Below are 26426 nucleotides of genomic sequence, written 5' to 3'. Positions count from 1 at the left end.
GTGGTTCATGTTGCTGCAATTGCTTGGTCAAGAAGCCCGAGGTATTCTTTGATACTGGCTTCGGTTTCATTGCCCATATTGTTAATTCGAAATGTTTTTGCCTTAATCTTCCCATAACCCTGGTCCATTTGGGCATTATGGTTATTACGCAAGTATTTATTCATCGCGGGAATATCCAATACGCCATCTGCGTTACTCACGCAACAAAGGGAAACCGCTTCATAGCCTGCTTCGGGGAAGAGGCTGAGGCCCTTTTCTTTTACCCAGTCGCGCACCAGGTTATTCAATCGGAGATGGCGTGCATAACGGTTCTCCAGTCCCTCGGCGTTGATAGTGCCCAACTGCTGTTTAAGGGCGAATATGTGTGAAATGACCGGTGTGCTGGGAGTCATCCCTTTCTCGTGGTTGGCTTGGAATTCGTGGAAATCGAAATAATAGCCGCGATCGGGAACCTTGGCGGCTCGATCCAGGGCTTTCTGGCTCACAGACAACAGAGCCATACCTGGTGGCAGTGCTAATGCTTTCTGTGATCCCGTAAGAATCACATCAATTCCAAGCCGATCTTTTTCGATAGGTAATACAGTAAACGAACTCACTGTATCTATTATTGAAATAACATCAGGGAAATCGCGTAGCACCTCCATGATCTCCTCCAACGGATTCATGGTGCCTGTTGAAGTTTCGTTATGAATGAGCGTTATGGCATCGAATTCGCCCGTTTCCAATTCACGACGAATGTCCTCTGGTTTGATGGCAATACCCCATTCGTATTGCAGGGCTTTCGCTTTTTTACCGCACCGCTGGCTTACATCGAACCACTTATCGGAAAAGGCACCTGACATGCAATTGAGCACACCTTTTTGAACCACGTTTCTCAAAGATCCTTCCATGAGACCCCAGGCACTGCTCGTACTTATATAAACAGGGTCTTTAGTGTAGAAGAGCTTTTGGAGATCGGGTTGAATCGATTGGTAAAGCTCGACGAATTCTGGACTGCGATGTCCGATCATGGGTGTACCCATGGCTTTGAGAGTCTCTTCAGACACTTCTACAGGACCCGGAATATAAAGTCTAACGCTCACAGTAAATTGGCTTTCTGGTTCTTTGGGAGGATTTCAATCCGGAATAATCCGGCACAAAAAATTACTTAAAAAGGTTAGTAGGCAATGCTTCGTCAATCACGGAGTTGGTCAGTTGGGCAAAAAATACGGTTTCTTTCGATTATCCTCCAATAAAGAGCTTTTCCTCGAAGGGAAGGAAGAATGATTTAGTTCTTGAGGTTTTTTCACCATAAGAGAAACCTCCTTTCTTCTCATTTTCCCGTCCATCTGGATCTTCTTTAGTTCTATGCTAAAACGCCTCTTTACGCGTATTAATCAATCTCTGGAACGCTTTGCTCAATTCGCGGAAGATGTAATAATGGACCGTAGAGAAGGTAGAGGTGCTACCATCTTTGCCGCTTTTTTGAAGCCATTGTCCGTTTTGATGAACGGATTAGTTCAATTAAGACTTTGGTTATACGAGCACCGGATTTTCCGAACACGGCATTTGGGCTGCTTGGTGGTTGTGGTTGGGAATCTCACGGTAGGTGGCACGGGAAAGACCCCGGTCGTTGAGAAATTTGCCCGATCTTTAGCTTCCAGAGGGCGAAAAGTCGCCATACTTAGCCGGGGATATAAGAGTAAGCCCATTCCGTTTTGGAAACGCTGGGCTCGCCGGATCTCTCATAGGGGCGATCCTCCGCCCAAGGTAGTGAGTGACGGGAAAACCGTGTTGCTGAATTCCGAAGAAGCCGGGGACGAGCCCTTTATGCTCGCGAGCAATTTGCCGGGAGTAATGGTATTTGTAGATAAGAACCGGGTGAATGCTGGTTCTTTCGCTATTCGGAAATACGGTGTAGATACGCTTATCCTGGATGATGGGTTTCAATACCTGCCGCTAAAAGGTAGGCTGAACTTGTTGCTCGTCGACAAGACCAAGCCGTTCGGGAATGGGCAATTACTTCCGCGGGGAATCCTTAGAGAACCTATCAAACACTTAAAACGAGCTTCTTTTGTGTTCCTGACCAAATCTAACGGTGTGCCGGACCCCGAGCTCGAAGCTCTGATTCGAAAGAATAATCCAACCGTCGATATCATCGAGTGTGCTCACCGACCCAAATACCTGCAACGTTTGGATACCGGTGAAAAGCGTCCGCTGTCTGAAATGGATGGAAAGCGAATCGGAGCATTTAGCGCCATTGCCGATCATTATAGTTTTGAAGGTTTTCTTCGCCAAAATGGAGCTCAAGTAATGTATACCCGCAGATTCCTTGATCACCATCGATTTACCGACGCTGAGCTGGAACACTTGTTCGAGCAGGCTGAGAAGGAAGGTTTGGAGTTTTTAGTGACCACCGAAAAAGATGCGGTTCGCATCCACAAGGACTTTCCTAAAACGATTCCGCTGTATTATTTACGCCTCGAAATTGAAATATTATCAGGTGACAAGGATTTCGAGAAGGCTGTTTCACGCATCTGTTTTCCAGAAAACAAAACCGAACTTTCATTCCGACAATCTAAAAACGGTCAAGTGGCGAGTTAATTGAAAAGCTTTTAGTTGCTTTCCTCTCGTAACTATTCTTCAAAAAGAACCCTGTTAATGCCGAATCTACCCAACCCATCTAAAACGCAGGATCTCGAGGTTAAGGATGCACAAATCATCTTTAACTCAGTTTGGAACCAACTGGAGAGTAAACACGGACGCGAAAACCTTCGTTTCCCCAAAGAGCTGATCTGGCTCAATGGTGCTCCAGGTTCGGGGAAGGGTACGCAAACGGGTTTTATCATGGGCTTCCGGGACCTTACCGACGGCCCTGTCGTGGTGAGCGACCTGCTTACCAGTCCGCAGGCGTTGAAGATGAAAGATGCGGGAAATATGGTCGGAGACCGGGAAGTGCTGACTCTGGTCTTCGATGAACTGTTAGAACCCCGCTACGAGAGTGGAACGGTTGTGGATGGATTTCCTCGTACCAAAGTTCAGGTCGAGTGTTTGAAGTTGTTATATCAAAAACTCCGTGAACTACGCACCCAGTTTTATCATACCGACCTAAGGCAACATTTCCGGAAATCTATTTTTCATATCATGGTGTTGTTTGTGGATGAAGGAGAGAGTGTTACTCGTCAAATTCGACGTGGCCGACAAACGCGGGAGCATAATGAAAAAGTTAGAGCTTCAGGAGTAGGGCAACTTAAAGAAGAACGCTTAACCGACTTCGATGAAAATACGGCTCGCCGAAGGTACCGTACCTTTAAGGAGGGCACTTACGAAGCGCTCAAAGATCTGCAGCAGATTTTCCACTACCACTATATTAATGCGCATGGTACGATCCAGGAAGTAAAGGAACGTATCGTCCGCGAAATGCGCTACCAAAGTTCGCTTGAACTCGGCGAGCGTACCTTTGACCGTCTGCGAGTGATCCCCATTGCGGAGGAGATTGTGCGGCACGCGCGTCAGGATTTGGTTAAACGCCTGGATGACTATGCGGATAATCACAAGGAATTGTTTGAGAAGGTTGCTCAGCATATTTATGAAAAGTTTATGCCCATTATCATAAGACATGCTATTTCTGGTATGGCATTGATAAACTCTGAGGATGCTTCCTTTCACGACCCGTTGGCGCTTCAAATCCTGTTGGATATATTTTCCGAGCGAGGCTATCACACCTCGATTGATGTTCGAAAAGTCGATTCTCCATCAAAGGTTAATCTCAAGACCGGTGAGATTGAATACTTGAGTAAACGTGTTTATTCATTTCGCGTTCGATTCAACGGAAGTGAGATTCGTCGAGGTTAGTGGTTTCCTGATAATTTAAGATTCAATTATGGACACACGCTTTTTTGATTTGGCTAAAGTATTAACGGGTCATTCCACGCAAGTAGGTACTGGAGATAAGGTGCTTATAGAATCGTTCGACGTGCCGGATGAAATGGTGATCGCTCTGATTCGTGAAGTGCGTGATCGCGGTGGTATTCCTTTTGTTTCAAATTACCATGCAACGGTCACCCGTGAACTTCTGATGGGAGCTACGGCTGATCAATACGCCTACGATTCTTCGATCAAGATGGAGCAGATGCAGGGGATTGATGTGTACATCGCATTGCGGGGAGCTCACAATATTTTTGAAACCTCCGACGTGCCAGGTGATAGATTGCAGACGGCGCTAAAGCATTACAGGCCGGTCCAGGACTATCGGGTGCAAAAGACGCGTTGGGTAGTACTTCGTTGGCCTACATCCGCCATGGCCCAACAAGCGCAAATGAGCACACAAGCATTTGAAGATTTCTATTTTCGCGTATGCACCATGGATTACGGACGAATGACTGAAGGTATGGATTCGCTCAAATCCCTTATGGAAACAACGGATCAGGTGCACATAAAAGGGGAGGGCACTGATCTGAGATTTTCAATTAAAGGTATAGGTGCGGTTACCTGTGGTGGTTTACGGAATATTCCAGATGGCGAAGTGTTTTCTTGCCCCATTAAAAACTCGGTAGAAGGAGTCCTTCAATACAACGCGCCGACTGTTTACCAAGGTTCCTCGTTCGACAATGTTCGAGTCGAATTTGAGCAGGGCAAAATCGTCAAAGCCACAAGCTCGGATACGCGCCGTTTAAATGAGATTTTGGATACGGATGCGGGCGCTCGCTTCATAGGCGAATTTTCTTTGGCCTTTAACCCCCACATCGCCCGGGCAATGAGAGATATTCTATTTGATGAGAAGATCGCCGGCTCCTTTCATTTCACTCCTGGTCAGGCCTATGGAGAGGCTGACAACGGCAACCGCTCGCAAGTGCATTGGGATATGGTTTGTATTCAAACTCCTGAGTTTGGAGGAGGCGAGATTTGGTTCGATGGGGAGCTGATCCGCAAGGACGGTCTATTTCTTCCCAAGGATCTTCAAAAATTGAATCCCGACTATCTGTTGGAAACGGACTGAAGCAGTATGTCTCGAGCTCCTGTAGAAACTTCTATTGCAGACTTTGTCCAATCGTTGCCGAAGACTGAGACGCACCTTCACATAGAAGGGGCTGTGCCGTGGGAGTTATTGAAGGAAACCTTTCCTGGAGAGTTCGATAAAATTCCTGATGCCTGGGCGGCTGATTTTAAATACGACTCGTTCACGCAGTTTGAGAACGAAGTCCTGCATTACGCAGGGTGTTACTATACCTCCCCGGAACGCTACCATGAATCGGCTAAACGCGTCTTTCAACGTCATCTTGACCAAAACGTACGCTATGTTGAAACCAGCTTTCACTTGGGCATCCTGGAAGTAATCGGATGTTCTGGACCCGATATTATCGATGCGATCAGGTCGGCAGTACCCGAAGGTCTGGAGGTCAGGATTTTTATGGGTATGCTCCGCAATCATTATCGGGGGGATTTGATAGAGGTGATGGACGATATTCCCAATTGGGAAGGTCTCGCCGGCATAGATATGCACGGTCACGAAACAATTGCCTGGGAACCCTGGGCCGGAGATCTGTGGAGAAAGGTTCGCGATGCTGGTAAGTTTACTAAAAGCCATGCCGGTGAATTTGAAGGGGCCAAAGACGTGAATGCTGCTTTGGATCTCCTTGGCACTAAACGCATCCAGCATGGTATCGGTGCAGCCTACGATCCAACAACCCTTCAACGCCTGCTTGATGAAGATATCGCGCTGGATATGTGTCCGGTCAGTAACGTGAAACTAAGATCGGTGGATGACTCCAGGAATCATCCTCTCCGTAAACTGTTTGACGCCGGTGTAAAACTTACGGTCAGCACCGATGATCCCGCCGTTTTCGGAAACGATCTTGTGCATGAGTATGATTTGCTCATGTCACAGCTAAACTTCTCAAAGCAGGAAGTAGTACAAGTCGTGCGCAACGGTTTCGAGCTTGCTTTGGTTGATGACTCAACACGACAAAGATGGATTTCGGAATTGGACGAAGTTAAGCTCACTCTTTAGTTCGACCAGCTGATGATCCAAACCATAGAAGTTGAGTCCGGTACAGGTAAAATCCGGGCGGATAAATGGATCAGCGGTAAAATGCCCGATCTTAGTCGAATGCTTATTCAAAAAGCCTTTGAGGAGGGGTTGGTAAAATTAAACAATCAGGTTATTTCCAAGTCCGCAAAATTGAAGGGAGGCGACGTCGTTTCCTTTCAACTTCCTGATATAAAACCGCTGGACCTGACTCCCCAGGATATCCCCCTCACCATCATCTACGAAGATGAGCATATGTTGGCCTTGGATAAACCTTCCGGCATGATCGTCCATCCTGGTGCCGGCACTGGACAAGATACGCTTGTTCATGCGCTTCTTCATCACTGTAGAGGTGGGTTAAGTGGCATAGGTGGAGTGGAACGCCCTGGCATCGTTCATCGGCTTGATCGAGAAACATCCGGAATCATGGTAGTCGCCAAGTCCGATCTGGCACACCGAGGCCTCACTTACGCGTTTGCAAATCGCAAACTCTCTAAAGAATACCTGGCCTTGGTCTTGGGAGTTCCCGACCGACTTTCCGGGTCCATTGAACTACCCATTGGCCGCAATCAAAATCATCGCCACAAGATGACTATTCGTGAAGACGGTAAACCGGCTCACACCGATTGGGAGTTTTTAGGCGAAGCCCCAGGCCCCATTTCACTTTTGCGATGTCAGTTACACAGTGGCCGGACCCATCAGATCCGCGTCCATCTTTCCGAGTTAGGTTTCCCCATTCTTGCTGACGAAATCTATGGTTACCGACCAAGCCGTGCCGAGCTCCAGATTCTACCGGAACGTACCATGCTTCACGCCTATCGGTTGAAGCTGAATCATCCGATCACCAAGAAAGCACTCGAATTGATCGCTGTTCCGCCGGCAGATTTTCAGCAACAGTTTCCTGGCTGGGAACAATCGTTGGCGAAAGTGAATCGGGAAAAATTCTAGGTAACCGAGCAGCACCAAGCGCTTTTTTCTAAATGGATTCTATTGTTTTTAGATCTTTGGAAAGCTCTTTAAGAGAGCCTATTTATAAAAAATAGTCGCTGATTCAGGTAGGGCGGGTGCGTCCCCGTCGCACCATGCCGTAGCCTTGCGCGAAGGCAGGCACCGCCGCCGAACGTCCCGGAAATACACGGCACTGCGAGGACGCAGTCGCCCTACCCATCTCGGTTGCAGGGAAAATTGGATTGAGCTGTTCGCTCGTCCAAGAGGCCGAATACTCCCAGCAGATAAAATTGCACCCGAGACAGGTCGGTAACAGGATTTGGTTTTGCCAAAACAGGATGAAATCGAAAAATGCCTGTTCGCGTATCGATCCTGTTCCGCCAATGGCGGATCAAGTGACTGAAAGGAACGTTGTTAGGAAATTAGTTAAGAAACTTCCGTGATACTTCACTCGATGCCGGAAGAATCCTTTTTTAACTACTGGCCGTTTGGCCATTCGCCTTCCGCTTGAAGTGGATGATGACTGCCCAAACGAAAAGTATGGCCAGCAGAGTCAGTCCGATGCTCTTCACCGATATCCCAGTTCCAGGAATCATGGCTTTATCATTGAGGATCGAAATCGAAGCGCCCACCAATGCAAGCAGCACTGCGAAAGCCATCAATACGTTCCACCAGACACGGGCAGCGCCTCTGGGCATCGCATCGCCAAGAAGCTTCTTGTTATTCATCAGGAAGAAAAAGGCGATGTAAGCGATAGGTAGAAGTACCATGCCAAAGCGGCTGGTAGGCACAGCTAAATAGAATTGGGCTTTTCCCGACCACAGAAACAATGCACCTAACGCACCCGCCAACCCTGCCAGCATGCAGCCGACATAATAGAGTTTCCCTGTGGTAGGTTTACCTGCGAGTTCGCATATGACGAATCCATTGATGAGCATCAAAATGATAATAGTGGAAATTGCCATGCCGACGACACCGACTCCAAAAACGACCTGTGCTATACCTGGGCCAGCAAGGTTCTCCAAGGAATTGGCGAGTGCAAAGGCATCACGTTGTATGAGCGTGGCCGCCAGGATACGGTCAGCTTCTGGAAGTGCTCCCATAATGACAGTGCTTGCTTCGCTGCCGGTTGCACCGAGCATCTTTGTCAAGTTACCTTCATAGGCGGCTTGGAGCTTGGCCGACACCTCCACCGCATTCGCAGAATGGACCTGAATAAGCCCGGGCTCCGGATTGGCATGAAATTGTGACGCTGCCGCAATGACCACACAACTGGTCGCCAGGAGAAAAGGAATGAAAAGCGCTGTAGCCAGGTCAAACCGGGCGAGGCCACGAAAATCCTTATTCCAGCCTCGTTTAAGGAGCGAATAAGGAAGTAGGAAGGTCATGTTGATACCAACGGCTGTTGCTGCCGCTGCGACCATGCGGTCCCGTTGTTGCGATACTAGTTCTGAGGACCAGTATTCGGGTGCTGATGAACCGGCTACCAATCCTTGAAGTGAGGAGGCAGGTTCAAACAGTAGTCCCGGGTTTGGAATAAATCCGCTGAGGATTTTACCCCACGGTAGCCCAGTGCCGCTGAAGGTGAGGGCAAATACCACCATGAAGAAACTTAAAACCACGATTCCCACCATAACTTTCAGGGCAATATCGAATATCTTATAACCTTTTGCGCTGGCATCGTACAACCAAACAACAAACGCGCCGACGACAAACAACAGGATCGCGCAGACATATTTGCCGCTTTCAAAATCAAAGATTCCCAGATTTTGTTGAAGGGCGGCAGTTCCCAGTGAAAATTGCGGCATCGCCCAAACCATGTTGGCCATCAGGGTCGCAATCGCCCAACCGTAGCCCAAAACCGGATTTACGTGGTTGTTTAAGGCGGCTAAAGGCCGTTCTCCGGTAGAAAGGACTACATAACCGATAGCACTCAACATCACGATACCGAAGATCATCATCAAAGGTTGAAGCCACATCAGCTCATATCCACCAATGATTCCCAAATACAGGCTCCCTGCCAGGGAACCACCGCCCAAGGTGATGGCGCTTTGCAACCAACCAGGACCGGATAATCTTATGTAGGTTTTGTAGGTGGCGCCTTTGCCTTGTTTTTCCGCCGCGAGAATCATCTCGCGTTGTTTTTCGATATTTTGGTCAGCCATATTTCTTAGGGTTTTGAAAGAGTTGGTATGAATACAGTAAATTTCCTTATTCTATGAAAGCCTTAATATCGTCTTTTGGCGTTTCATACGTATGCTTCTAATTTTCATTTAAGACTTTGGCGCTGCGTGAATCAGCTGCCAGTTCCGTTTTCTGTCCTTCGTCTCCTACGGCTTCCATATTGGCGAGGAGCAAAGTTCGAAGCTCGTTTTTTACTTTGGCATACTCAGGCGTATCAGCCAGGTTGCGCCATTCGTTTGGATCTTGATCCAGGTCGTAGAGTTCTTCTCCCAGTCGATAGTGGTAGCGTCTTACTTTTTCTGCGGCACTGGGGTCGGTTTTGGCTGCACGTTTCCAGGAATTGAATACCTGGGCTTCTCCCCACTTGGTGTCTTCTTCGATGGTGACTACATTCTCGTAGCGAACTTCCGGCGTGAAATTCCAGATGTATTTGTATTTTTGTGACCGGATCGATCGGATGCCAAAATACTCCGGCGCATTGATGATACCTCGAGTGGTTGCCTGGGAGAAAATGTAATCCTTGTGCACCGTTGTTTGTTGTCTGAGTAGTGGAACTAGGCTCTTGCCGTCGAGGATAGGATCGGGACGTCCGCCTGCCGCTTCCACGAAGGTTGGAACCACATCGGAATACTCGATGAGCGAGTCGCAGATAGAACCGGCTTTTACCATCCCCGGCCAGCGCACAATAAATCCGGTGTGTAGTCCGGCATCGTAGAGCGTCCATTTTGCAAAGGGCAGACTCCAGCCCTGTTCGGTGGTGGCAATGAAGAGCGTGTTGTCAGCCAGCTTGTATTTGTCCAATAATCCTAGCGCTTGTCCTACCTGGCCATCAAAGTAGGTGAGCTCCGCCAGGTAGCGTGTCATCGCATCGCGCGTTTCGGGTGTGTCGACAAAGGTATAGGGTAGCTTCAACTCGTCCGCCTTGTATCGGCTGGGGTCACCCTTGTCCCAGGGAGCATGAGGTTCGTTCGAAGTTACGAAGAGGCAGAACGGAGTGCTGTTTGATTTACATTCAGCGATGAAGGTTTCAATCGCAGCAAAATCGGGATTGATTCCCTTGCTCAAATATTCAAATGGAAAAACCGATTCTGGTTTTATGTGTGTTTTCCCGCTTAGCGCTATCCGATAGCCCAATGGTTTGAGGTAGTGAACAATACTTTTCGTCCCGGGAGTGGCGAAGGTGTGGTTTGGGTAGGCTCCGGTTTTGAAAGGGCTTTGGCCGGTATAAATATTGTGGCGGGTAGGGGAGCAGGTCGGTGAAGACTGGTAGCATTGCGTGAAGCGCATTCCCTGCGTAGCCAGCGCGTCCATAGCCGGTGTGTGGGCCTGACCTCCGTAACAACCTAGGTCGAAGTGGCTGGCATCGTCGGCCAGAACAAAGACGAAATTGGGTTTTGAAGCAGCGCCTATCGCTGAACTTGCAAACAGGCATATCAAGAGAAGAAGCGATCGAGTATGTGTCATAATAGGGTAGAAATTCAAAGCCTTGGGAATGGTTGCTAAATTCTCAACGTATTTGTTTCGCCAGTTGATTGGGCTTGCTGGTTGGTTATTGACTTAGGAATAATAGAGCTATGAGACGTTTCATGAACTTTTCGAAATGGACTTCGTTTGGGTACGCTCCTTCAGGAGTGTTGTTGTTTCTAATTCTGACGACCTGGTTAGAAGCTCACCAGCACCTCCCGATAACCCATAGTTTTAACGTTGGAGAAGAGCCGAGCCTTCCCAAGTTGGTTCTCAACATCGTTGACCGCTCCACCGGTCAGAATCTTCCGGCGAGGTTCAGCCTCGAAGTGGATGGTGAGTCGTTCAATCCGGAATGGATCGATGACCAGGGTATCTCATTTACCTCCATTCATCTGAGCAAAAATCAACGGTCTACGGTGCAGTTCGCCAAAGGAACAGGGCCCGTTCGAGTCAGTGTTCCTCGTGATGCCCGCACAGTATCTGTTTCTGTAGCCAAGGGATTTGAATATCGGGTGGCGAAACAATCAGTTGAAATTTTCAGCGAAACTACGGAGTTGACTGTGGAGCTCGAGCGTTGGGTGAATTTAAAGGAAGACGGATGGATTGCCATAGATGAGCATCTGCACTATGATCGCTTGGGTCCTGAGGATGATCCTTTGTGGTTTTCCATGTTTCAGGCCGATGGCCTTGAGGCTGGGCATTTCATGGTCCTGAAAGGTGGAATGACTCCAGGAGTTTGGTCGCGTCAATTCAAGTACGGTGAGAAGGGGCAAGGAACGGATGGAAATCAGATATTAATTCCTGGCCAGGAGTACCGCGATAGCCAGCAGGGACACATTAATTTGTTGGGGCTCAATGAAATCATTCTTCCCTATTCTACAGGAGGCATGGGGACACCAGCGGTTATGGAAAACTATCCGCCCTTGTTTGATGTATTAACACTGACTCGAGCACGTAACGGATTGGCTGGTGTGGCCCACGGCGGAACGCTCGGCAGGAATTCCACATCCGTGGCGGACGCGGTGTTGGGCGCCGTTGACTTCTGGGAAATCAGTAATGGATTTATTTATAATACCGAGAACTGGTACCGTCTCATGAATTGCGGCATCTTCTTGCCGATGGTGGCTGGAACCGATCTTCCGAATTCGCCCTTGCGTGATGATTGGCAACCGATGTTCGGATCGATACGAACCTATGTTAATACCGGTGGAGCTATAAGCTTCAATAGCTTCAAGGAGGCCTTGAAAGCCGGCCGGTCTTTTATTTCCGGTGGGCCATTGATTGATTTCCAAGTTAATGATTTAAAAATGGGAGATGTTCTTCACCTGTCGGCTGGAGGAGGAGTTGTTACGGTACGAGCGGTATTGCATTCTCCGCTTCTCTTAAGGCAGTTGGTGGTGGTTCAAGATGGTCGTGATCTCGACCTGACTATTCGGAAGAGAGCGATGGCAGATGTTCACCGATGGTCAATTGAGGCCGATGTGAAAGTAACTGAAAGCGGTTGGTTATCTGCTTGGGGAAGAGGTGCTGAAATTAAAGCCCAGAAATTTGACGCTATGGCACACGCTGGAGTCGTCCGAGTAATAGTAGGGGATCAGCCCGTACAATCTTCAGAGGATGCCGAAGTCCTGATAGCTTCCTTTAGGGATCGCATTTCTTTTTATGACACTAACGGTGTTTACCAAACAGATGAACAGCGAAACTCCGCTTTAGGATTGTTCAAGGAGGCGATTCAAACATTGGAGCCTCAATTGTAATCGGGAATTATTTAACCACGCTCCTTGCAGAATATCCCAGAGGGTGTTTTGTGTAGCTGATAAATTGATTCCAACTTTATGTCCACAAGCTCATCCTCTTTAACTGATATCACTGGTGACCCTGACATTCGCCTTTTGGTGGATTCTTTCTACGAATCCATTCGAAAGGACGAACTGCTTGGTCCTGTATTCAATGAACGGGTCGGAGATTGGTCGAAACATCTTCCCACCATGTATGCCTTCTGGGGAACTATGCTGTTTGGAAAAAAGGAATACCAGGGGAACCCCATCTCTAAACACATGGACCTTCCGGTGGATTATGGACATTTTGAACGTTGGGTCGGGCTTTTTATAGAAACGATAGATCAACTATTTTCCGGGCCGAAAGCGGAACAAGCGAAAGCCGTCGCCATGAGTATTGCGCATACCTTCCAAATCAGAATGGGTATCAATCCTTTCGAGAAGTCCGATCGGATCCTTTAGGCTTTTACCGGGAGAATCTGAATGGTTGCCAAAAGAGATATTCTAAAGAATTCGGCAGCAAGCTACCTCCTACATCAATGAGTCTAAAATCGAAGTGTAGGAGGTAGCTTGCTGCCGAATCTGCGACCTTAATCAATCATTGGCGGGTACCTGAACGTTTAGAGTTTGATAAGAAGAACCACAAAGATAGCGTGTTCGGATGAGACTATTTATTCGCCTGCAAATTCTAATGATTCTCTTTTTGACTCCCTTTCTTATGTTGTCGGCCGCCACGCCTTCCTGGCAAAATTTTGTCGTGTATGTGGATGGTGTGAAAACCCAATCCGAGGCGGAGGCCATCTCTTCCGCAATCGCTGCGGCCGATCCTGAAAAGGTCAAAGCTGTAGAAGGACTGACCCCACAAAGTGGACACATATTTATCGATCATGATCACCACAACACCCGTTTAAATACCCTTGTTCAGGCCGCCAGAAGCGTAGGCACACAATTTTCGTTTTATGTCAAAATGGAGATTCCGGACTATCAAAAAATTCAGGGAACGCTTCTAGGTGATAGATTACAAAAAATCCTGGATGAAACCACCAACGGAATTGAATGCGTGTTGAAGGATAAGAAAGCCGGCTTATTCCATGTAGTGTTTCACGGAAAATCATTGGGCGATAAAAAGAGAGGTTTTAACATGGGCGATCTAGCGCATCCCATTTCCGATCCGGTCATTTTCAATGGCCTTGGTTTGAACATGAATTACCTCGGGGTTGATGGTAAGGGCGGTATGGTGAAAAACGCCATCGCCAAAGAAATGCAGTTTTTTAAAAGTGGGAAAAAACCAAAACCATATCCGCCCGAACTCATGATCGCCTACCAACAACTGTTTCAGTACCCGACCCCGGAACTGGAAACCTTTTATAAATCTCACCCTGATCTTCCTCAACCGAAAGTATTGGTTCAGTAGGTGTTCAGAGTAGTTGGAGAAAAGAATATCAACCACAGATTACTCAGATTTACACAGATACGATCCGGATGATTCGAACAGAAAAATCAGTGCCTATCAGTGCCATCAGCCGTGCCGTGGCGTAGCCTTGGCGGAGACTGGTGGTTTAAGAAAAAGAAAGAAGAATGAATCAAGTTTGTACATCCTTTTTGCGTTCAGCCTCATAGATCTCCACAAGTAAAACAGTTTTCCCCATTGACCATGTACTTCTCAAAACCAGTTCATCCACTTTTACAAATCGGACATCTCGATTACGAGAAGATGGACTCATGTCCATGAGGATTCTCGCCCATATCATGACTTTTCGATTCCTTGGTATACTCTGCGCTACAACTGTTGTGTTTTCCTTCAGCGTGGTGAATTTGTCCTCTGCCGCGACTGATGAACTAAAACAATTATTTGAAGACTATTGGGCTTCGGAAATGAAGCACGATCCGTTTTCCGCTACCGGCTCCGGTATCCGGGATTACAATGACCGGGTTCCGGATGTATCACCTGCTTCACAGAAGAAACTCTTGGAGCAGAGAGTGCAGTTTAAAACACAGTTGGACCTTCTAGACCTTTCGGAAGTCTCTGCCAATGATCGCACATCCGCAGGTATACTTGCCTTTATTCTGGATCAGGCGATTGAGCTGCACGCATTTGAAGGGTGGCGGATTCCGTTTGTTTCCGACTCGGGATTTCATAATAACTTCGGTTACGTGCTGAGCGCGACTCCGTTCAAGAATGAAAAGGATTATCGAAACTATCTGAATCGCCTACAGGCTCTGCCTGGGTATTATCAGCAGAATGTCGAAAGCATGCGTGCCGGGTTGAAGGTGGGGTTTACTCAGCCTCAAGCTATTTTGAATAACGTCCTTCCCTCCTTTGAAGCGTTGGCAGAAGAGCATGTCGAAGAACACCCGTTCTATGCTCCTTTCGCTGCCATGCCGAGTTTCATGGATGAACCCCTCGCCAAGTCTTTGAGAAACGCTGGAAGGACGCTGTTAATAAACGAAGTCATTCCGGCACATCAGGCGCTGGTTCGGTTTATGCGCGAGGAATACATCCCTGGAGCCCGGCAAACCCTGGGTGCCAGTGCTCAGCCAGATGGGAAACATTACTATGCGGCTCTTGTTCGCTACTACACGACTTTGAAGGATGCTACCGCGGAATCAATCCACCAAAAAGGGCTGGAGGAAGTAGGGCGCATTCGAAAAGAAATGGACACAATTATCGAGGGTCTTGAGTTCGAAGGTTCCTTTGATGCGTTTCTAAAATTCCTCAGAACGGATCCACAGTTTTATCCCAAGACGGGTGATGAATTGCTTAAACAGGCCGCCTGGATCGCCAAACAAACGGATGGAAAATTACCGGCTTTTTTTGGAAAGCTACCGAGGCAGCCGTATTCGGTGGAACCGGTGCCAAAGGAGTTGGAGGCGAATTACACCGCTGGACGATATTCGGGTGCGCCGCCAGGAAGTAGCAGAGGCGGGCAATACTGGGTGAACACCTACGCTCTGGAGACCCGGCCTCTGTATCAACTCACGGCCTTGTCCTTGCATGAGGGTGTCCCGGGGCATCATTTACAAATATCCCTGGCCTACGAAATCGAAGACGCTCCGGAGTTCAGGACTCAATACTATCCGCACGCATTCGGTGAAGGGTGGGGCCTGTACAGCGAAAAACTCGGAGTTGAAATGGGAATGTATAAAACGCCTTATGAGCATTTTGGTCGACTATCCTATGAGATGTGGCGGGCCTGTCGCCTTGTGGTGGATACGGGGATTCACGCCTTTGGCTGGAGCAGACAACGGGCGGTCGATTTCCTCGCAGCGAATACGGCTTTGTCGCTTCACGAGATTGGTACCGAGGTGGATCGTTACATTGCCTGGCCGGGACAAGCCCTTGCTTACAAAATGGGCGAAATGACTATTTGGGAGCTTCGTGCGCACACAGAGAAAACATTGGGCGACAAATTCGATATCCGCGATTTTCACGACGCGGTTCTTGAAAACGGGGGTCTTCCTTTGGAACTTCTAAGGTCTCAGATTGAAGCCTACATTGAGAAAACTGTGTCCCCACCAAACTAAATGGTGTGGTCGGTAATTTACTTTGTCAAAGGCGTTGAAACTCCGAGTTTTCACCCCGGATCTGCTTGGCAGTTGTTTTAGGCTATTTATTCTACTTATAGAGCTCATTAGCGATTATTAAAGCTGGCGCAGTCACTGGAGATTTATTACATTTTGAGCTTCCTTTTTGAGGTAATCTTTCTCGAATTAACCATAAAAAATATATACCTATGTTAGGAGAACACCACGATATCGACCGTGAATTCCCTGAATACCACGCCCAGCTTGAAGCGCTTTCCACGAAGGATGAGCGATTCAAGGAATTGGTGGAACAACATGATTCATTGGATAATCGAATTCGCAGACTCGAAGAAAAGCAACTGCCCATCTCCGATATAGAAATCGAGAAGATGAAGTTTGAGAGAACGGCGCTCAAGGACAGGATTTATCAGGCGTTGCGACTGGCAAAATGAGAATCGTAAAATAGTCGCCTATTTATTCCCCTTTCATTAAACGAGCGACTGCCTGTTCAAAGGGTGACCCGCTGACTTCCAGTTTTTCTATAACCGCCCGTTGGTCCTCTTCGGACTTGTTTTGGTTCAATTTAAACTTAGCCGTTGTTTCATGGATACGCACCTTGAAAAATACTACGGCTGAAAAAAGCTTCATAAGCTTCTCATTGCCTTCGTCGAGAAACCAGGGCTCTGAAAACGCCGATTCATTTGCGTCGACCAAGGCATGCATGAATGCCTTCTGTTCTTGGAGAGAGTCTGTGATCTCAATGGTGCCAGATATGGAAACCGTGCTGTAATTCCAGGTTGGCACATTGAAATCACTTTTATAAAACGTCGGTGAGACGTAGCAATGCGGCCCATGAAAAATAACCTTCACCTTGGGGTTCTTGTTCCAATCACGCCAGTGGTCATTGGCTCTGGCAACATGGCCCAATAAAAAATCGTTTCCGGGAGATTGGAGAAAAGGCGTATGAGTTTCTTGAATCGACGAACCGTCGACAGACGAAACCAAAATCCCAAAACTATTTTCTTTAATAAAGCTCCGGATCAATTCGGGGTCATCGATCTTAAATGCAGGAGGAGTATACATGAAGGATGGAACTACTTACCTTCTGCGGCCCACTGTTTCATCGTAGCGATATTGCGAACGAGGGTTTCTCCGGCCTCCGGATCTTCATTCCTGGAATTTGTGTAGACCGCCATGTCGCTGTCGTACATCGCCTCGGATTCGGGACCGTGGTCATTGGTTTCTTTCATCCAGCTTTCCAATTGTTTTCTGAATTTTAATAAGCGGTTTTGATGCTTGGGGTCGTCTGCTAGATTGTTGATTTCGAACGGGTCGTTTTTCAAATCGTAGAGTTCTTCCTTCGGGCGGGTCGGATTAAAGATTCTATCCTGCACCTCAGTCAGGGAACCGTTTTCATGGGCTGTCCTCAAAGCTATTACGATGTCTTTTTTATCTTTGTAGCGGTTGGGTTGCATATGCGGCCGCTGGTCAAGAAAGTTGCGAATGTATTTGTAACGATCGCTACGGACGGCTCTCAGGTGCTCCACGGTCTCGTCGCAGCGGTCTCTGGCCGCAAAAATGACAGACCGTTTCTTGTAACTTTTGCTTAAGATATCTTTCGCCTGCATGTAGTTTGGAATATCAATTCCCGCCAATCCCAACGAGAGGGCAGCGATGTCTATGTGCTCGACCAGGTCGTCTCGAACCTGTCCAGGCTTGATGCCCGGACCAGCAACCACGAGAGGCACATGCAGTCCTTCTTCGTACATGAATTGTTTTCCCCGCGCATGGCTTATCCCGTGGTCGGTCATAAAAAGCACCACGGTGTTCTCATAGTCTCCTTCGTCTTTAAGGCGTTGAACTATTTCTCCGACAAAGTGGTCGGTGTAGCGAACCGTATCCAGGTAAGCCGCCCAGTCCTCCAGCAGAGCCGGATCTCTGGGATAGTAGGGAGGCAAGCTTACGTCTTTCGGGTTCGTCTTTTTTCCAATCAACTTTTCAAACTGTGCTACGAACTTCCTGCTGCCTTCGAGGTCGCCACCCCGATGCTTGCCTCCGGGTAGCTGCACTTGTGCAAAGAATGGCTGACCCTCCTTTCGTTTGGACCAATCGGCTCCCTCGTACATGGCTTTATCCCATTCAAAATTGTAGTCGGTTTTTCCAATCGTAGTGCGGCTCTTGCTGGGCCAACCCGTGATCGCAGTATAATAACCAGCCTCTTGAAATAGCTCAGGAATAGGACGTATTCCATTTGGAAGGTTAATCTTGAGTTCCCCGCGTCCGCTCCGGTGTTGATGGGCCCCAATCGAGGTCTGATACATCCCTGTTATGAAGGCCGAACGGTTGGTGGAGCATACCGGTGCCGTAACAAAGGCCTTGGTAAATTTGACTCCATTCTCGGCCAACTTGTCGACATGTGGCGTTGTTATCAACGTCTCCCCGTAGGAAGAGAAATTCGCCGACATGTCATCGATAATGATCCACAGTATGTTGGGGCGGGAATCAGCAAGAAGAAAGGAGCAGGGTAGAAGAAAGAGCAGGAGCTTTAAACGGAGAATTTTCATTGGATATTTTAGGGTGAAAAATGTAGGAGCTGCTTTAGCTGCGAACCGGATGATATCGTATAACAATCGCAGCTAAAGAAGCTCCTACACAAGAAAGCAATTCATGCTTTCGTAGGCAAATTTGAATTTCAATGGATACCCGAGGTGGATCACCGCAACATCATCCAGAGATACGCATAGGACAAGGCCGCGGTGTAAGCTCGTTGGTTCAGGTTGGCACCACCGCCGTGTCCACCTTCCGTGTTTTCATAATAATAAACCGGCTTCCCGTATTCCTGCATGCGTGCAACCATTTTTCGTGCATGGGCCGGATGGACACGGTCGTCGCGGGTGTTAGTCCAATAGTAAACCTTGGGGTAGTCTTTCTTGGGATCCAGGTTTTGGTAGGGGGACCAAAGTTTCATGTACTCCCAGTCGTCTGTATCCGGATTCCCATATTCAGCCATCCAGCTGGCACCAGCCAACAGCTTATTGAAGCGCTTCATGTCAACCAGTGGGACAGCGCTCACAACCGCATTGAATAAGTCCGGGCGTTGGGTGAAAGCTCCGCTCACAAGTAATCCGCCCTGGGAGCCTCCCTGAATTCCGAGATGTTCGGGCGAAGTAATTTTGCGGGCAATCAGATCTTCTGCCACCGCGATCAGGTCGTCGAAGTTGTTCTGGTGATTTTCCTGCATCGCCGCGCGGTGCCACTTGGGCCCGAATTCACCGCCTCCGCGGATATTGGCCAGTACATAAACTCCACCTCTTTCAATCCAGGCTGTCCCATTGGAGCCCGAGTATTGAGGCTTTTGAGATATTTCAAATCCTCCATAGGCGTAGAGCAGAGTCGGGTGGTTGCCATCGGCTTTGAAGCCTTGAGGTGTAACCAGAAAGTAAGGAATCTTCGTGCCGTCTTTGGAGGCGGCTTCATTCTGCACCACCGTCACCCCGCTGGCGTCAAACCACGAAGGTGAGGTCTTTAGCTTTTGGGGCTTTCCGCCGTCTTCCACCAGGTAGAGGCTGGAAGGAGTCTTGAAATCGGTATAGGTGAAAAAGAAGCTGTTGTTCGACTCATTGGTGCTTCCGAGACTAACCGTTCCTAGTCCAGGTAGTTCAATTTCGTCTTCAATCCACAAACCATCGGAATATTTCAAGCGATAAAGGCGGCTTCTCACATTGTCCAAGGTCGAATAAATGAGGTGGTCCCTCGTGGTGGCTATCTGGTTGAAGGCCACTCGTTGCTTGGGTTCGAAGAGAATATCGAAACTCCGGTTCCCTTGCAGAAAGCGGTCCAGTTGAATTGCCAGGAGGGAGTCTCCCTGATAGGTGTTGCCACTCAGGGTCCAATCGGAACGCAGATAGATCAGCAGCTTTTCTTTATAAATACCTTCGAGTTTCGCATCGTCTGGAATATCCAGTTTTACTAGTCGTTTGCCCAGTTTGATGTAATTGGTGCCTTTGAAAAACTCTGGTGTGACATACACCAGGTCGAATCGGCCTTCGGGCGTATGCGCACTGTAGCTACCTACCGCCACATCCCCAACAGAACCCTCGAAAACCGTGGAGGCTTTCTTCAGTGGTTTGCCGCGTTTCCATAGTTTGGTAATTCTTGGATAACCGGAATCCGTCAAAGAGCCTTCGCCAAAATTCGTGCCTACGTGTAAAGTGTTTTCATTGTACCAGGAAACCCTCGACTTTGCTTCTTCCAGGTAGAAACCATCTTTGACGAAAGCTTTATCCACCGCATCGAATTCACGAATCACCGTTGCGTCCGCCCCGCCGCGGGACAATTCTACCATGCCATGACGGCCTTCCGGTTGTAGGAATGTGGCTCCCTTCCACACCCAATTCTCTTCCTCAGCTTTTGCCAGCGCATCAATATCCAGGACTGTTTCCCACTCGGGTGAGATTTGTTTGAAACTTTCAAGCGTAGTTCTTCGCCAGATCCCACGAACATGGTCGGGATCTTGCCAGAAATTATAGATCCAATTTCCGCGAAAGGCGGGATCAGGAATCCGGTCTTTGGAGTTATAAATTTCAATAAGCGTTTCCTGAATGTCGCTGAACTCAGGCACCGCCTCCAACTCAGCCGTCGTGGAATCACTTATTTCCTTGGCCCAGGCCAGTGCCTTCTCGCTTTCGACCTCCTCCATCCAGATGTAGGGGTCTTCTTGAGCAACGAGTTGACTAATCATAAAAAGAAATGCGCATAAGGGTATCCGAAGACAGCGAAGAAAATGAGATTGGGGTATCCGTTTCATGGGAAAAACCTTAGTTGGTGATTTCTTTTTGGAAAGCCCAGATTCGAGTTTTAAAATAGCATGGGTCCGACGCCAATAATTGTGAACACCCGTTTTGTGCTGAGAAACTGGAAGGAAAGCCAGTGCTGTCCTATTTTTAAACCGCCGATGCCTGGAGCACCTCTACGTCTACAAATTCCGTGACCGAGATATGCGTCGCTTCCAGTTTTACCTTGGCGGTGACCCCGGCTTGATGCGCCTCGATCCAACGTCCGAGGCAAAGGCACCAAAAGTCACCGGCTACCAGACCCGGGAACTGGTATTCCGGCATAGGGGTAGACAAATCGTTTCCGTGCTCAGCACTGAATTTCAGGAATTCGTCATTTACCTGAACGCAAATCGTGTGCATCCCCACATCTTCTGCGCAGGTATCACATTTCCCTGTTCTGAAAAACCCGGTTCTGGGTGATTCGCTGCATGAGATTAAATCAGTTCCGAGTACATTGAGTGCCATACAATGAAAATTACGATTAATGCTCTTTAGTCAACCCAGCGAAAATCTAGGACCGGGATACGCTTCATTCGATTTATACGGAACTCGAATGAGGTTTAATTCATCTCAAACCCCGCAAACAAATTGATCACAAAGGGGTCGGTCGATTTCAAACACGCTGCCACTGCTTTTTCTGCTTCCTCTCTGGACAGCTCACCGGACTGGATCCGATGGTAAAGTGCCAATGCATCTTCCACATTTTGAGGTGCGAGGGTTGACTTGGGAACAGGAGCGGCAGCATTGAGGGATCGTATCCAGTCGTGCACCACCTGAATGCCTTCCTTGTCCATGGTTTTTGCCCCAAACATCGGCATGTGCCCGGCAGCCCTTGTCGCGATGCGATAGTAAAGGATGGAGTTGTAAGGATTTCCCGGGTCTATGAGATGTCCTTCGTTCATACCAAACATTCCCTTTTCGGGTGTGGAATGGAGCAGGCGCATACGGTCGTTGGGCACGGTCGCATTCATCATCGAAGTAACGCCTGCACCTCCGGAAACACGATGGCAGAAGGAGCAGTTGGAATGGATCCAGGAGCGTGCTCTTTGTTCGATCGATCTGCTTTCGTCATAGGGATTAACCAGCAATTCTCTGGCCGCCATCGTTTTAAATGTTTCATTAACGAGTCCTAGCTCAAGGAGCTGTTTAAGTTGATTTCCTTTATTCAACTGACCCGGTAGAAATGCCAGCGGGCGATGGAAGTTACTACCGTGGCAACGCACGCATTCATCCCGGCTGGGGAAGCGGTAGGGCATACCTTTGATCGTTGTTTCCAGTCCATCCTTTTGCACCAGCTGAGCATCTGTTTGCGCATCATTCCATTGGTAGCTATAGCCTTTCCAGTAACCATCGAAGTGAAGGATCTGGGTTTCCACTTTGTGCCCGTCTTTGTGGATGGTTTTCGCTAAAACGGTATTGATGGGTTTGTCGTAGCTGAGTAACGGAAGCTCGTTGCGCATGGCAATAACGCCGTCCATGCGACCTTTGCCCGGCAGGCCAATCCAATACCTCGATTCAAAACGATCCTGCCAGGTAGGCGCATTGATTGAAAAAGGGTAAACGCCGGGTGACGGGGTCTCCTTGCTTAACTCGGTAAACAGGCCGGTATCACTCAGTTGTTTGGGGAAGTTGTCCATTTCTTGATCTTCCGTGTTGGGAACCAGCCGGTAGAGACGGTTATCATTCGGGTAGTCAAGAAAGAGCAGGTCTCCTTTATTATCCTGACCGAAGCTGACGATTTGCTTCCGGGTGTCTGCGATAATGCGGTTGCTGGTGACGCGTTCGCCATCCCAATTCAATGCCCAGACTTTACCGGTTACATAGTCGCCGTAAATATATGCGCCTTGAAGTTCGGGAAGCCTGGGGCTGGTGACAAAGTAACCGCCTGTGGAGGAGGCACCCAGCGTGTGCGGGTAGTAAGCGATGGGAGGAGAGATCGGCGTGGGTCCCTGTTTCTGATCCGGTTTGAGAGGCGCAGGGCCTTCCATAATCGACCAGCCATAGTTACCACCTTTTTGGACGCGATGAACCATTTCCCAAATTTCCCAACCAACATCGCCGAGCCAGATTTCGTCCGTGCCGGGTTTGAAACAAAATTTCCAGGGATTGCGAAAACCGTAGGCCCAGATTTCCGGGCGTGCTCCTTCCTCATTGATAAATGGATTATCCTTCGGAATGCGGTAAGCCAGGCCGGCGTCCTGGTGGTCCACATCAATGCGGACAAGGGTCGAGGCCAGGTTAGTCATGTCCTGACCGGCATTTTCCGGATCCGGCGGAGAGGGAGGAGCCAGATCGCCCACGGTAAAATACAACATGCCGTCAGGACCAAAATGCATGTCCCCTCCATTGTGACCACCCGCGCCTGTCGTAATGATTATTTCCTCGCTGGTGGGGATGAGTTTCAGGGCTTTATCCAGCAGGAATCTGCTAACTCTGGATTCAGAATCTTCGCCACGAGAACTAATCGTATAAAATAGAAAGCACTGCCGGTTCTCTTTGAAATTCGGATGGAAAGTCAGCCCGTATATAGCTCCCAGATTGGGAACTATAAGATTCAAGTTGCTGCAGAGATCCGCCTTCGCAGGACTGGCATTCATGTCTGCCGGTAAGGACCAGATCTTGCCTTTTCTTTCGCTGATAAATAATCGCTTCTCCGAATCCAATAAGCTGATGTCCACGGCTTCCGAAAAGGTAATATGCGGCCAGATAGCTTCGCTCTTGTAAGGCAACGGCGGTTCCGGCGAACCCACGATCTTTGAAGTCGTCCACGCCTCACGGTCTGCAGACCAGGCGTGCGTTGTGAGGATGGGGAGCAGGAGTATCAGGAGTATTCGGGGCATAAAGGGTGGGTCTAATTAAATTCAAATCCAACGAAGAGATTGATCACAAAAGGGTCGGTGGATTTCATGCAATTGGCAATGGCTAGTTTGGCTTTTTTCTCCGACAAGTCACCAGACTGTATAGCGTGGTAGAGCGCGAGAGCCTCTTGGACGTTCTTGGGGGATGTGGAGAGTTTCGTCCGTTCTGCCATTGGATCCATCGAGAGTATCCAGTCATGAATGACTTGAACCCCAGCCTTATCAATCGTCTTGGCTCCCACCATCGGCATATGTCCAGCGGCCTTGGTGGCAATCCGGTAGTACAGAATAGAGTTGTAGGGATCGCCGGGATCAATCTGCGGTGCACCTTCCAGCCCGAAATAACCTTTATAGGGTTGGTAGCCTATAAGTTCCATCCTGGAAGTCGGCACGGCTGAATTCATTTGATTGGTTAGGCCCGAACCCCCTGAAACTTTGTGGCAGTGGGAACAGTTGGAGTGAAGCCAGGACCGGGCCCGCAGCTCTATGGGTTGGGTCTCATCTTTTGGATCGGTGAGGGGGAGCGATTTGGCTATATCTACAAATACATCATCTACAATTCCAAGCGACTGGAATTTCTCCAATTGGCCATCGCGATTCATCTGACCGGGAAAGAAGGCAAGGGGTCGATTGAAATTACTGCCATGGCAGCGTATGCATTCATCGCGGCCGGGGAAGCGATAAGGTTTGCCCGAAACGGTTGTATCGAGGCCTTCCTTACGGACGAGTGTGGCATCGGTTTGTTTTTTATTCCACTGGTAACTGTAGCCTTTCCAGTAACCATCGAAGTGCAGGATTTGGGTTTCCACTTTGTGGCCGTCTTTGTGGATGGTTTTGGCAAGCACCATGTCTTTGGGTTTGGAGTAATTAAACACCGGGGAACCTCGACGCTCATCCAGTAGCGTTGAAATGCCTGTTTTATCTGGCATGGCCACCCAGTAGTCAGCGTCGTAACCGTCGAGCCATATGGGGGAGTGGATTTTGAAATCGTAGACACCTTTGGCGGCATCCCCGGTTGCAACGTTTGTAAAGATTCCAGTTTTACTCAGTTGGGTCGGGAAATCATCCGACCTGTCTTTGGCAGGATTGGGCACCAGGCGTTGCAGACTGGTTTTTTGCGCAAGCTTTACAAAAAGCAGGTCTCCCTGCTTGTCCTGACCAAAGGTGACGATGGCTTGGCGCGTATCGGCGATCTCTCGGTTGCTGACGAGCTTTTCGCCGTTCCAATCCAGAGCCCAGACTTTGCCGGTTACATAGTCGCCATAGATGTATTTTCCCTGGAGCTCGGGTATGCGGGGACTGGTTACGAAATAGCCGCCCGTAACCGAGGCCCCTTGAACATGATCATAAGCAGCAACCGGGGGACTGATCGGTGAGGGGCCGTTGTCCTGACCTCCATTGGTCGGTATGGGACCTTCCATGGTGGACCAACCGTAATTGCCACCCTTTTCGACGCGGTATACCATCTCCCACATCTCCCAGCCGACATCGCCAACCCAGAGATCACCGGTACTGGGATGAAACGACAGCTTCCAGGGATTGCGAAACCCATAGGCCCAGATTTCCGGACGAGCACCCTGAAGATTCACAAACGGATTGTCCTCCGGAATATGGTAAGGCAGTCCAGGGTCCTCGCGATTGATATCGATACGAAGAATCTTGGATGCGATGTGGCTTAGATTTTGACCCGAGAGATTGGCATCGGGTGGAGAAGGTGGGGTCAGGTCGCCGATGGGTATGTAGAGCATCCCGTCAGGTCCAAACTGGATATCGCCGCCTGTGTGTCCACTGGCTGGAAAATGGAGAAACACCTTTTGGCTTCCGGGAACCAGCTTCCAATCGGCATCCATGGTGAACTCACTCAGCACCAGCTCGAACTTGTTGTTCGTCGTGGTGTTGAGCGCGTAATAAAGGTAAAGCTGTCGATTGTTTTCAAAATCCGGATGAAACTCCAAACCGAGCAGACGCAGTAAATCAGGGATCATTCCATGGGCATCGAACATCAAATCAGCCTGGTCGGGGCGAGCTCGAAGATCGGCTGGCAGGGACAACACCTTCCCGTCGCGTTCGGTGATAAAGAGTCTGTCCTCCGAATCGAGTAAGGTCATGTCGAGCGGATCGTCAAACGTGATATGCGGCCAGACAGCTTCAGCTACATAAGGAGGAGGGGGCTCGGGTGAACCGTGGATATTCGAAGTCGTCCAGGCTTCGCGCTGCTGTGCCACAGCGAAAGGTGTTAGGAGAAAAAAAAGTGATAGGAGCAGTTTATGGGGCATATTGTTTGAAAAGCTGTGTTTTAGCTTCGAAAGGGTAGTTTTGTCGAACTCCTATTCAACGGCGCCTGGAAACTGCATTCCCCCCGGGAACGCCACTTGTTTCGCAGTATTTGAATTAGGCGGATACGTCGCGCCGCATGTCTTAGGAGGCGGAAGCCCCAGCTTGGCATCTTTTAAGTTGATTGGTAATGCACGAACCAAGCTTTCAGCATATCGGACTCGGCGACCAGTCCCTACCTTCTGATTCGTGGTTAAGAAACTTCTAAGAAAATTGTTTAACTACGAAATGCGCAGAATTACGCAAAAAACTGAAAGCAGGTCCTTAGGAAAACGCTTTGAACCCTTCGAGATTGCTCAGGCCAAGACAGGAGGAACCCCGCTTCGCTAGAGGACTGAGGGAATGTGGGAATAACCATTTATGCTTTTTCTCCGTGTCTCAGTGCACTCCGCCGTGCCGTGGCGTAGCCTTGGCGGAGACAGGTGGTTAAGTTTTTCTTTTCTCCAACAGGAGCAACTGTGTCATGGAGCAAGTGCTAAATGATGGTTTT

The 26426-nt window shown here is 48.8% G+C and carries 19 protein-coding genes; 10 read left to right on the top strand and 9 right to left on the bottom strand.

Features of this window, described 5'->3' with window-relative positions; translation table 11 throughout:
* Nucleotides 1–5: 5 nt before the first annotated feature.
* Nucleotides 6–1082, bottom strand: a complete 1077-nt coding sequence (locus O3C43_09000; GenBank protein ID MDA1066626.1) for an alanine--glyoxylate aminotransferase family protein — start codon at nt 1080–1082, stop codon at nt 6–8.
* A gap of 265 nt (nt 1083–1347) precedes the next feature.
* Here O3C43_09000 and lpxK point away from each other — a divergent pair, with 265 nt between their 5' ends.
* The 5 genes from lpxK to O3C43_08975 are packed head-to-tail and all read left to right on the top strand — an operon-like array spanning nt 1348 to nt 6955.
* Nucleotides 1348–2583 carry a tetraacyldisaccharide 4'-kinase gene (gene lpxK, locus O3C43_08995; GenBank protein MDA1066625.1) on the top strand — a complete coding sequence of 412 codons (1236 nt, stop codon included), beginning with the start codon at nt 1348–1350 and terminating at the stop codon, nt 2581–2583.
* A 57-nt stretch (nt 2584–2640) separates the two neighbouring features.
* Nucleotides 2641–3834 (top strand): nucleoside monophosphate kinase, encoded by a 1194-nt coding sequence (locus tag O3C43_08990; protein MDA1066624.1) that lies wholly within the window; start codon nt 2641–2643, stop codon nt 3832–3834.
* Between the two features lie 28 nt (nt 3835–3862).
* Nucleotides 3863–4978 (top strand): aminopeptidase, encoded by a 1116-nt coding sequence (locus O3C43_08985; GenBank protein MDA1066623.1) that lies wholly within the window; start codon nt 3863–3865, stop codon nt 4976–4978.
* Between the two features lie 6 nt (nt 4979–4984).
* Nucleotides 4985–5989 (top strand): adenosine deaminase, encoded by a 1005-nt coding sequence (locus O3C43_08980; protein MDA1066622.1) that lies wholly within the window; start codon nt 4985–4987, stop codon nt 5987–5989.
* Between the two features lie 12 nt (nt 5990–6001).
* Nucleotides 6002–6955: an RluA family pseudouridine synthase gene (locus O3C43_08975; GenBank protein ID MDA1066621.1), complete on the top strand. Its 954-nt coding sequence runs from the start codon at nt 6002–6004 to the stop codon at nt 6953–6955.
* A gap of 473 nt (nt 6956–7428) precedes the next feature.
* On the opposite strand, the gene O3C43_08970 is transcribed toward O3C43_08975, so the two are convergent.
* Nucleotides 7429–9120, bottom strand: coding sequence for a divalent metal cation transporter (locus tag O3C43_08970; GenBank protein MDA1066620.1), 1692 nt, complete (start codon nt 9118–9120; stop codon nt 7429–7431).
* A gap of 97 nt (nt 9121–9217) precedes the next feature.
* Nucleotides 9218–10603: a sulfatase gene (locus O3C43_08965; protein MDA1066619.1), complete on the bottom strand. Its 1386-nt coding sequence runs from the start codon at nt 10601–10603 to the stop codon at nt 9218–9220.
* A 122-nt stretch (nt 10604–10725) separates the two neighbouring features.
* On the opposite strand from O3C43_08965, the gene O3C43_08960 reads away from it, so the two are divergent.
* From O3C43_08960 to O3C43_08940, 5 genes are all read left to right on the top strand, one after another.
* Complete coding sequence (locus O3C43_08960) at nt 10726–12363, top strand: CehA/McbA family metallohydrolase (GenBank protein ID MDA1066618.1); 1638 nt, start codon at nt 10726–10728, stop codon at nt 12361–12363.
* A 78-nt stretch (nt 12364–12441) separates the two neighbouring features.
* Nucleotides 12442–12846: a group III truncated hemoglobin gene (locus tag O3C43_08955; GenBank protein ID MDA1066617.1), complete on the top strand. Its 405-nt coding sequence runs from the start codon at nt 12442–12444 to the stop codon at nt 12844–12846.
* Nucleotides 12847–13045: 199 nt separating this feature from the next.
* Nucleotides 13046–13798, top strand: a complete 753-nt coding sequence (locus tag O3C43_08950; protein MDA1066616.1) for a hypothetical protein — start codon at nt 13046–13048, stop codon at nt 13796–13798.
* A 335-nt stretch (nt 13799–14133) separates the two neighbouring features.
* Nucleotides 14134–15909 carry a DUF885 domain-containing protein gene (locus tag O3C43_08945; protein ID MDA1066615.1) on the top strand — a complete coding sequence of 592 codons (1776 nt, stop codon included), beginning with the start codon at nt 14134–14136 and terminating at the stop codon, nt 15907–15909.
* A gap of 209 nt (nt 15910–16118) precedes the next feature.
* The gene (locus tag O3C43_08940) at nt 16119–16361 is read left to right on the top strand and encodes a DUF465 domain-containing protein (GenBank protein ID MDA1066614.1); all 243 of its coding nucleotides are present in this window, start codon (nt 16119–16121) and stop codon (nt 16359–16361) included.
* Nucleotides 16362–16383: 22 nt separating this feature from the next.
* Here the strand turns inward: O3C43_08940 and O3C43_08935 are convergent, their stop codons facing one another.
* The 6 genes from O3C43_08935 to O3C43_08910 all read right to left on the bottom strand — a co-directional run bounded on the left by O3C43_08935 (nt 16384) and on the right by O3C43_08910 (nt 25827).
* Nucleotides 16384–16992 (bottom strand): FMN-binding negative transcriptional regulator, encoded by a 609-nt coding sequence (locus tag O3C43_08935; protein ID MDA1066613.1) that lies wholly within the window; start codon nt 16990–16992, stop codon nt 16384–16386.
* 11 nt (nt 16993–17003) lie between these two features.
* Nucleotides 17004–18473, bottom strand: coding sequence for a sulfatase (locus O3C43_08930; GenBank protein ID MDA1066612.1), 1470 nt, complete (start codon nt 18471–18473; stop codon nt 17004–17006).
* 149 nt (nt 18474–18622) lie between these two features.
* The gene (locus O3C43_08925; GenBank protein MDA1066611.1) at nt 18623–20650 is read right to left on the bottom strand and encodes a prolyl oligopeptidase family serine peptidase; all 2028 of its coding nucleotides are present in this window, start codon (nt 20648–20650) and stop codon (nt 18623–18625) included.
* Nucleotides 20651–20852: 202 nt separating this feature from the next.
* Nucleotides 20853–21209: a DUF2237 domain-containing protein gene (locus O3C43_08920; GenBank protein MDA1066610.1), complete on the bottom strand. Its 357-nt coding sequence runs from the start codon at nt 21207–21209 to the stop codon at nt 20853–20855.
* A 95-nt stretch (nt 21210–21304) separates the two neighbouring features.
* Nucleotides 21305–23584, bottom strand: a complete 2280-nt coding sequence (locus tag O3C43_08915; GenBank protein MDA1066609.1) for a PQQ-dependent sugar dehydrogenase — start codon at nt 23582–23584, stop codon at nt 21305–21307.
* An 11-nt stretch (nt 23585–23595) separates the two neighbouring features.
* Nucleotides 23596–25827, bottom strand: coding sequence for a PQQ-dependent sugar dehydrogenase (locus O3C43_08910; protein ID MDA1066608.1), 2232 nt, complete (start codon nt 25825–25827; stop codon nt 23596–23598).
* Nucleotides 25828–26426: the final 599 nt, after the last annotated feature.

Source organism: Verrucomicrobiota bacterium, from assembly GCA_027622555.1.
In the GTDB taxonomy this organism is placed as follows: Bacteria; Verrucomicrobiota; Verrucomicrobiia; order Opitutales; family UBA2995; genus UBA2995.
Note: the sequence above shows the minus strand (reverse complement) of the source record. Positions and strands in the feature narration are given on the sequence as shown.

Coding starts and splice junctions, on each gene's coding strand:
- O3C43_08960 (MDA1066618.1), top strand. CDS start 10,726: ATGAACTTTTCGAAATGGACTTCGTTTGGGTACGCTCCTTCAGGAGTG.
- O3C43_08970 (MDA1066620.1), bottom strand. CDS start 9,120: ATGGCTGACCAAAATATCGAAAAACAACGCGAGATGATTCTCGCGGCG.
- O3C43_08990 (MDA1066624.1), top strand. CDS start 2,641: ATGCCGAATCTACCCAACCCATCTAAAACGCAGGATCTCGAGGTTAAG.
- lpxK (MDA1066625.1), top strand. CDS start 1,348: ATGCTAAAACGCCTCTTTACGCGTATTAATCAATCTCTGGAACGCTTT.
- O3C43_08925 (MDA1066611.1), bottom strand. CDS start 20,650: ATGATTAGTCAACTCGTTGCTCAAGAAGACCCCTACATCTGGATGGAG.
- O3C43_08975 (MDA1066621.1), top strand. CDS start 6,002: ATGATCCAAACCATAGAAGTTGAGTCCGGTACAGGTAAAATCCGGGCG.
- O3C43_08935 (MDA1066613.1), bottom strand. CDS start 16,992: ATGTATACTCCTCCTGCATTTAAGATCGATGACCCCGAATTGATCCGG.
- O3C43_08920 (MDA1066610.1), bottom strand. CDS start 21,209: ATGGCACTCAATGTACTCGGAACTGATTTAATCTCATGCAGCGAATCA.
- O3C43_08950 (MDA1066616.1), top strand. CDS start 13,046: ATGAGACTATTTATTCGCCTGCAAATTCTAATGATTCTCTTTTTGACT.
- O3C43_08930 (MDA1066612.1), bottom strand. CDS start 18,473: ATGAAAATTCTCCGTTTAAAGCTCCTGCTCTTTCTTCTACCCTGCTCC.
- O3C43_08955 (MDA1066617.1), top strand. CDS start 12,442: ATGTCCACAAGCTCATCCTCTTTAACTGATATCACTGGTGACCCTGAC.
- O3C43_08985 (MDA1066623.1), top strand. CDS start 3,863: ATGGACACACGCTTTTTTGATTTGGCTAAAGTATTAACGGGTCATTCC.
- O3C43_08965 (MDA1066619.1), bottom strand. CDS start 10,603: ATGACACATACTCGATCGCTTCTTCTCTTGATATGCCTGTTTGCAAGT.
- O3C43_08980 (MDA1066622.1), top strand. CDS start 4,985: ATGTCTCGAGCTCCTGTAGAAACTTCTATTGCAGACTTTGTCCAATCG.
- O3C43_08945 (MDA1066615.1), top strand. CDS start 14,134: ATGACTTTTCGATTCCTTGGTATACTCTGCGCTACAACTGTTGTGTTT.
- O3C43_08940 (MDA1066614.1), top strand. CDS start 16,119: ATGTTAGGAGAACACCACGATATCGACCGTGAATTCCCTGAATACCAC.
- O3C43_08915 (MDA1066609.1), bottom strand. CDS start 23,584: ATGCCCCGAATACTCCTGATACTCCTGCTCCCCATCCTCACAACGCAC.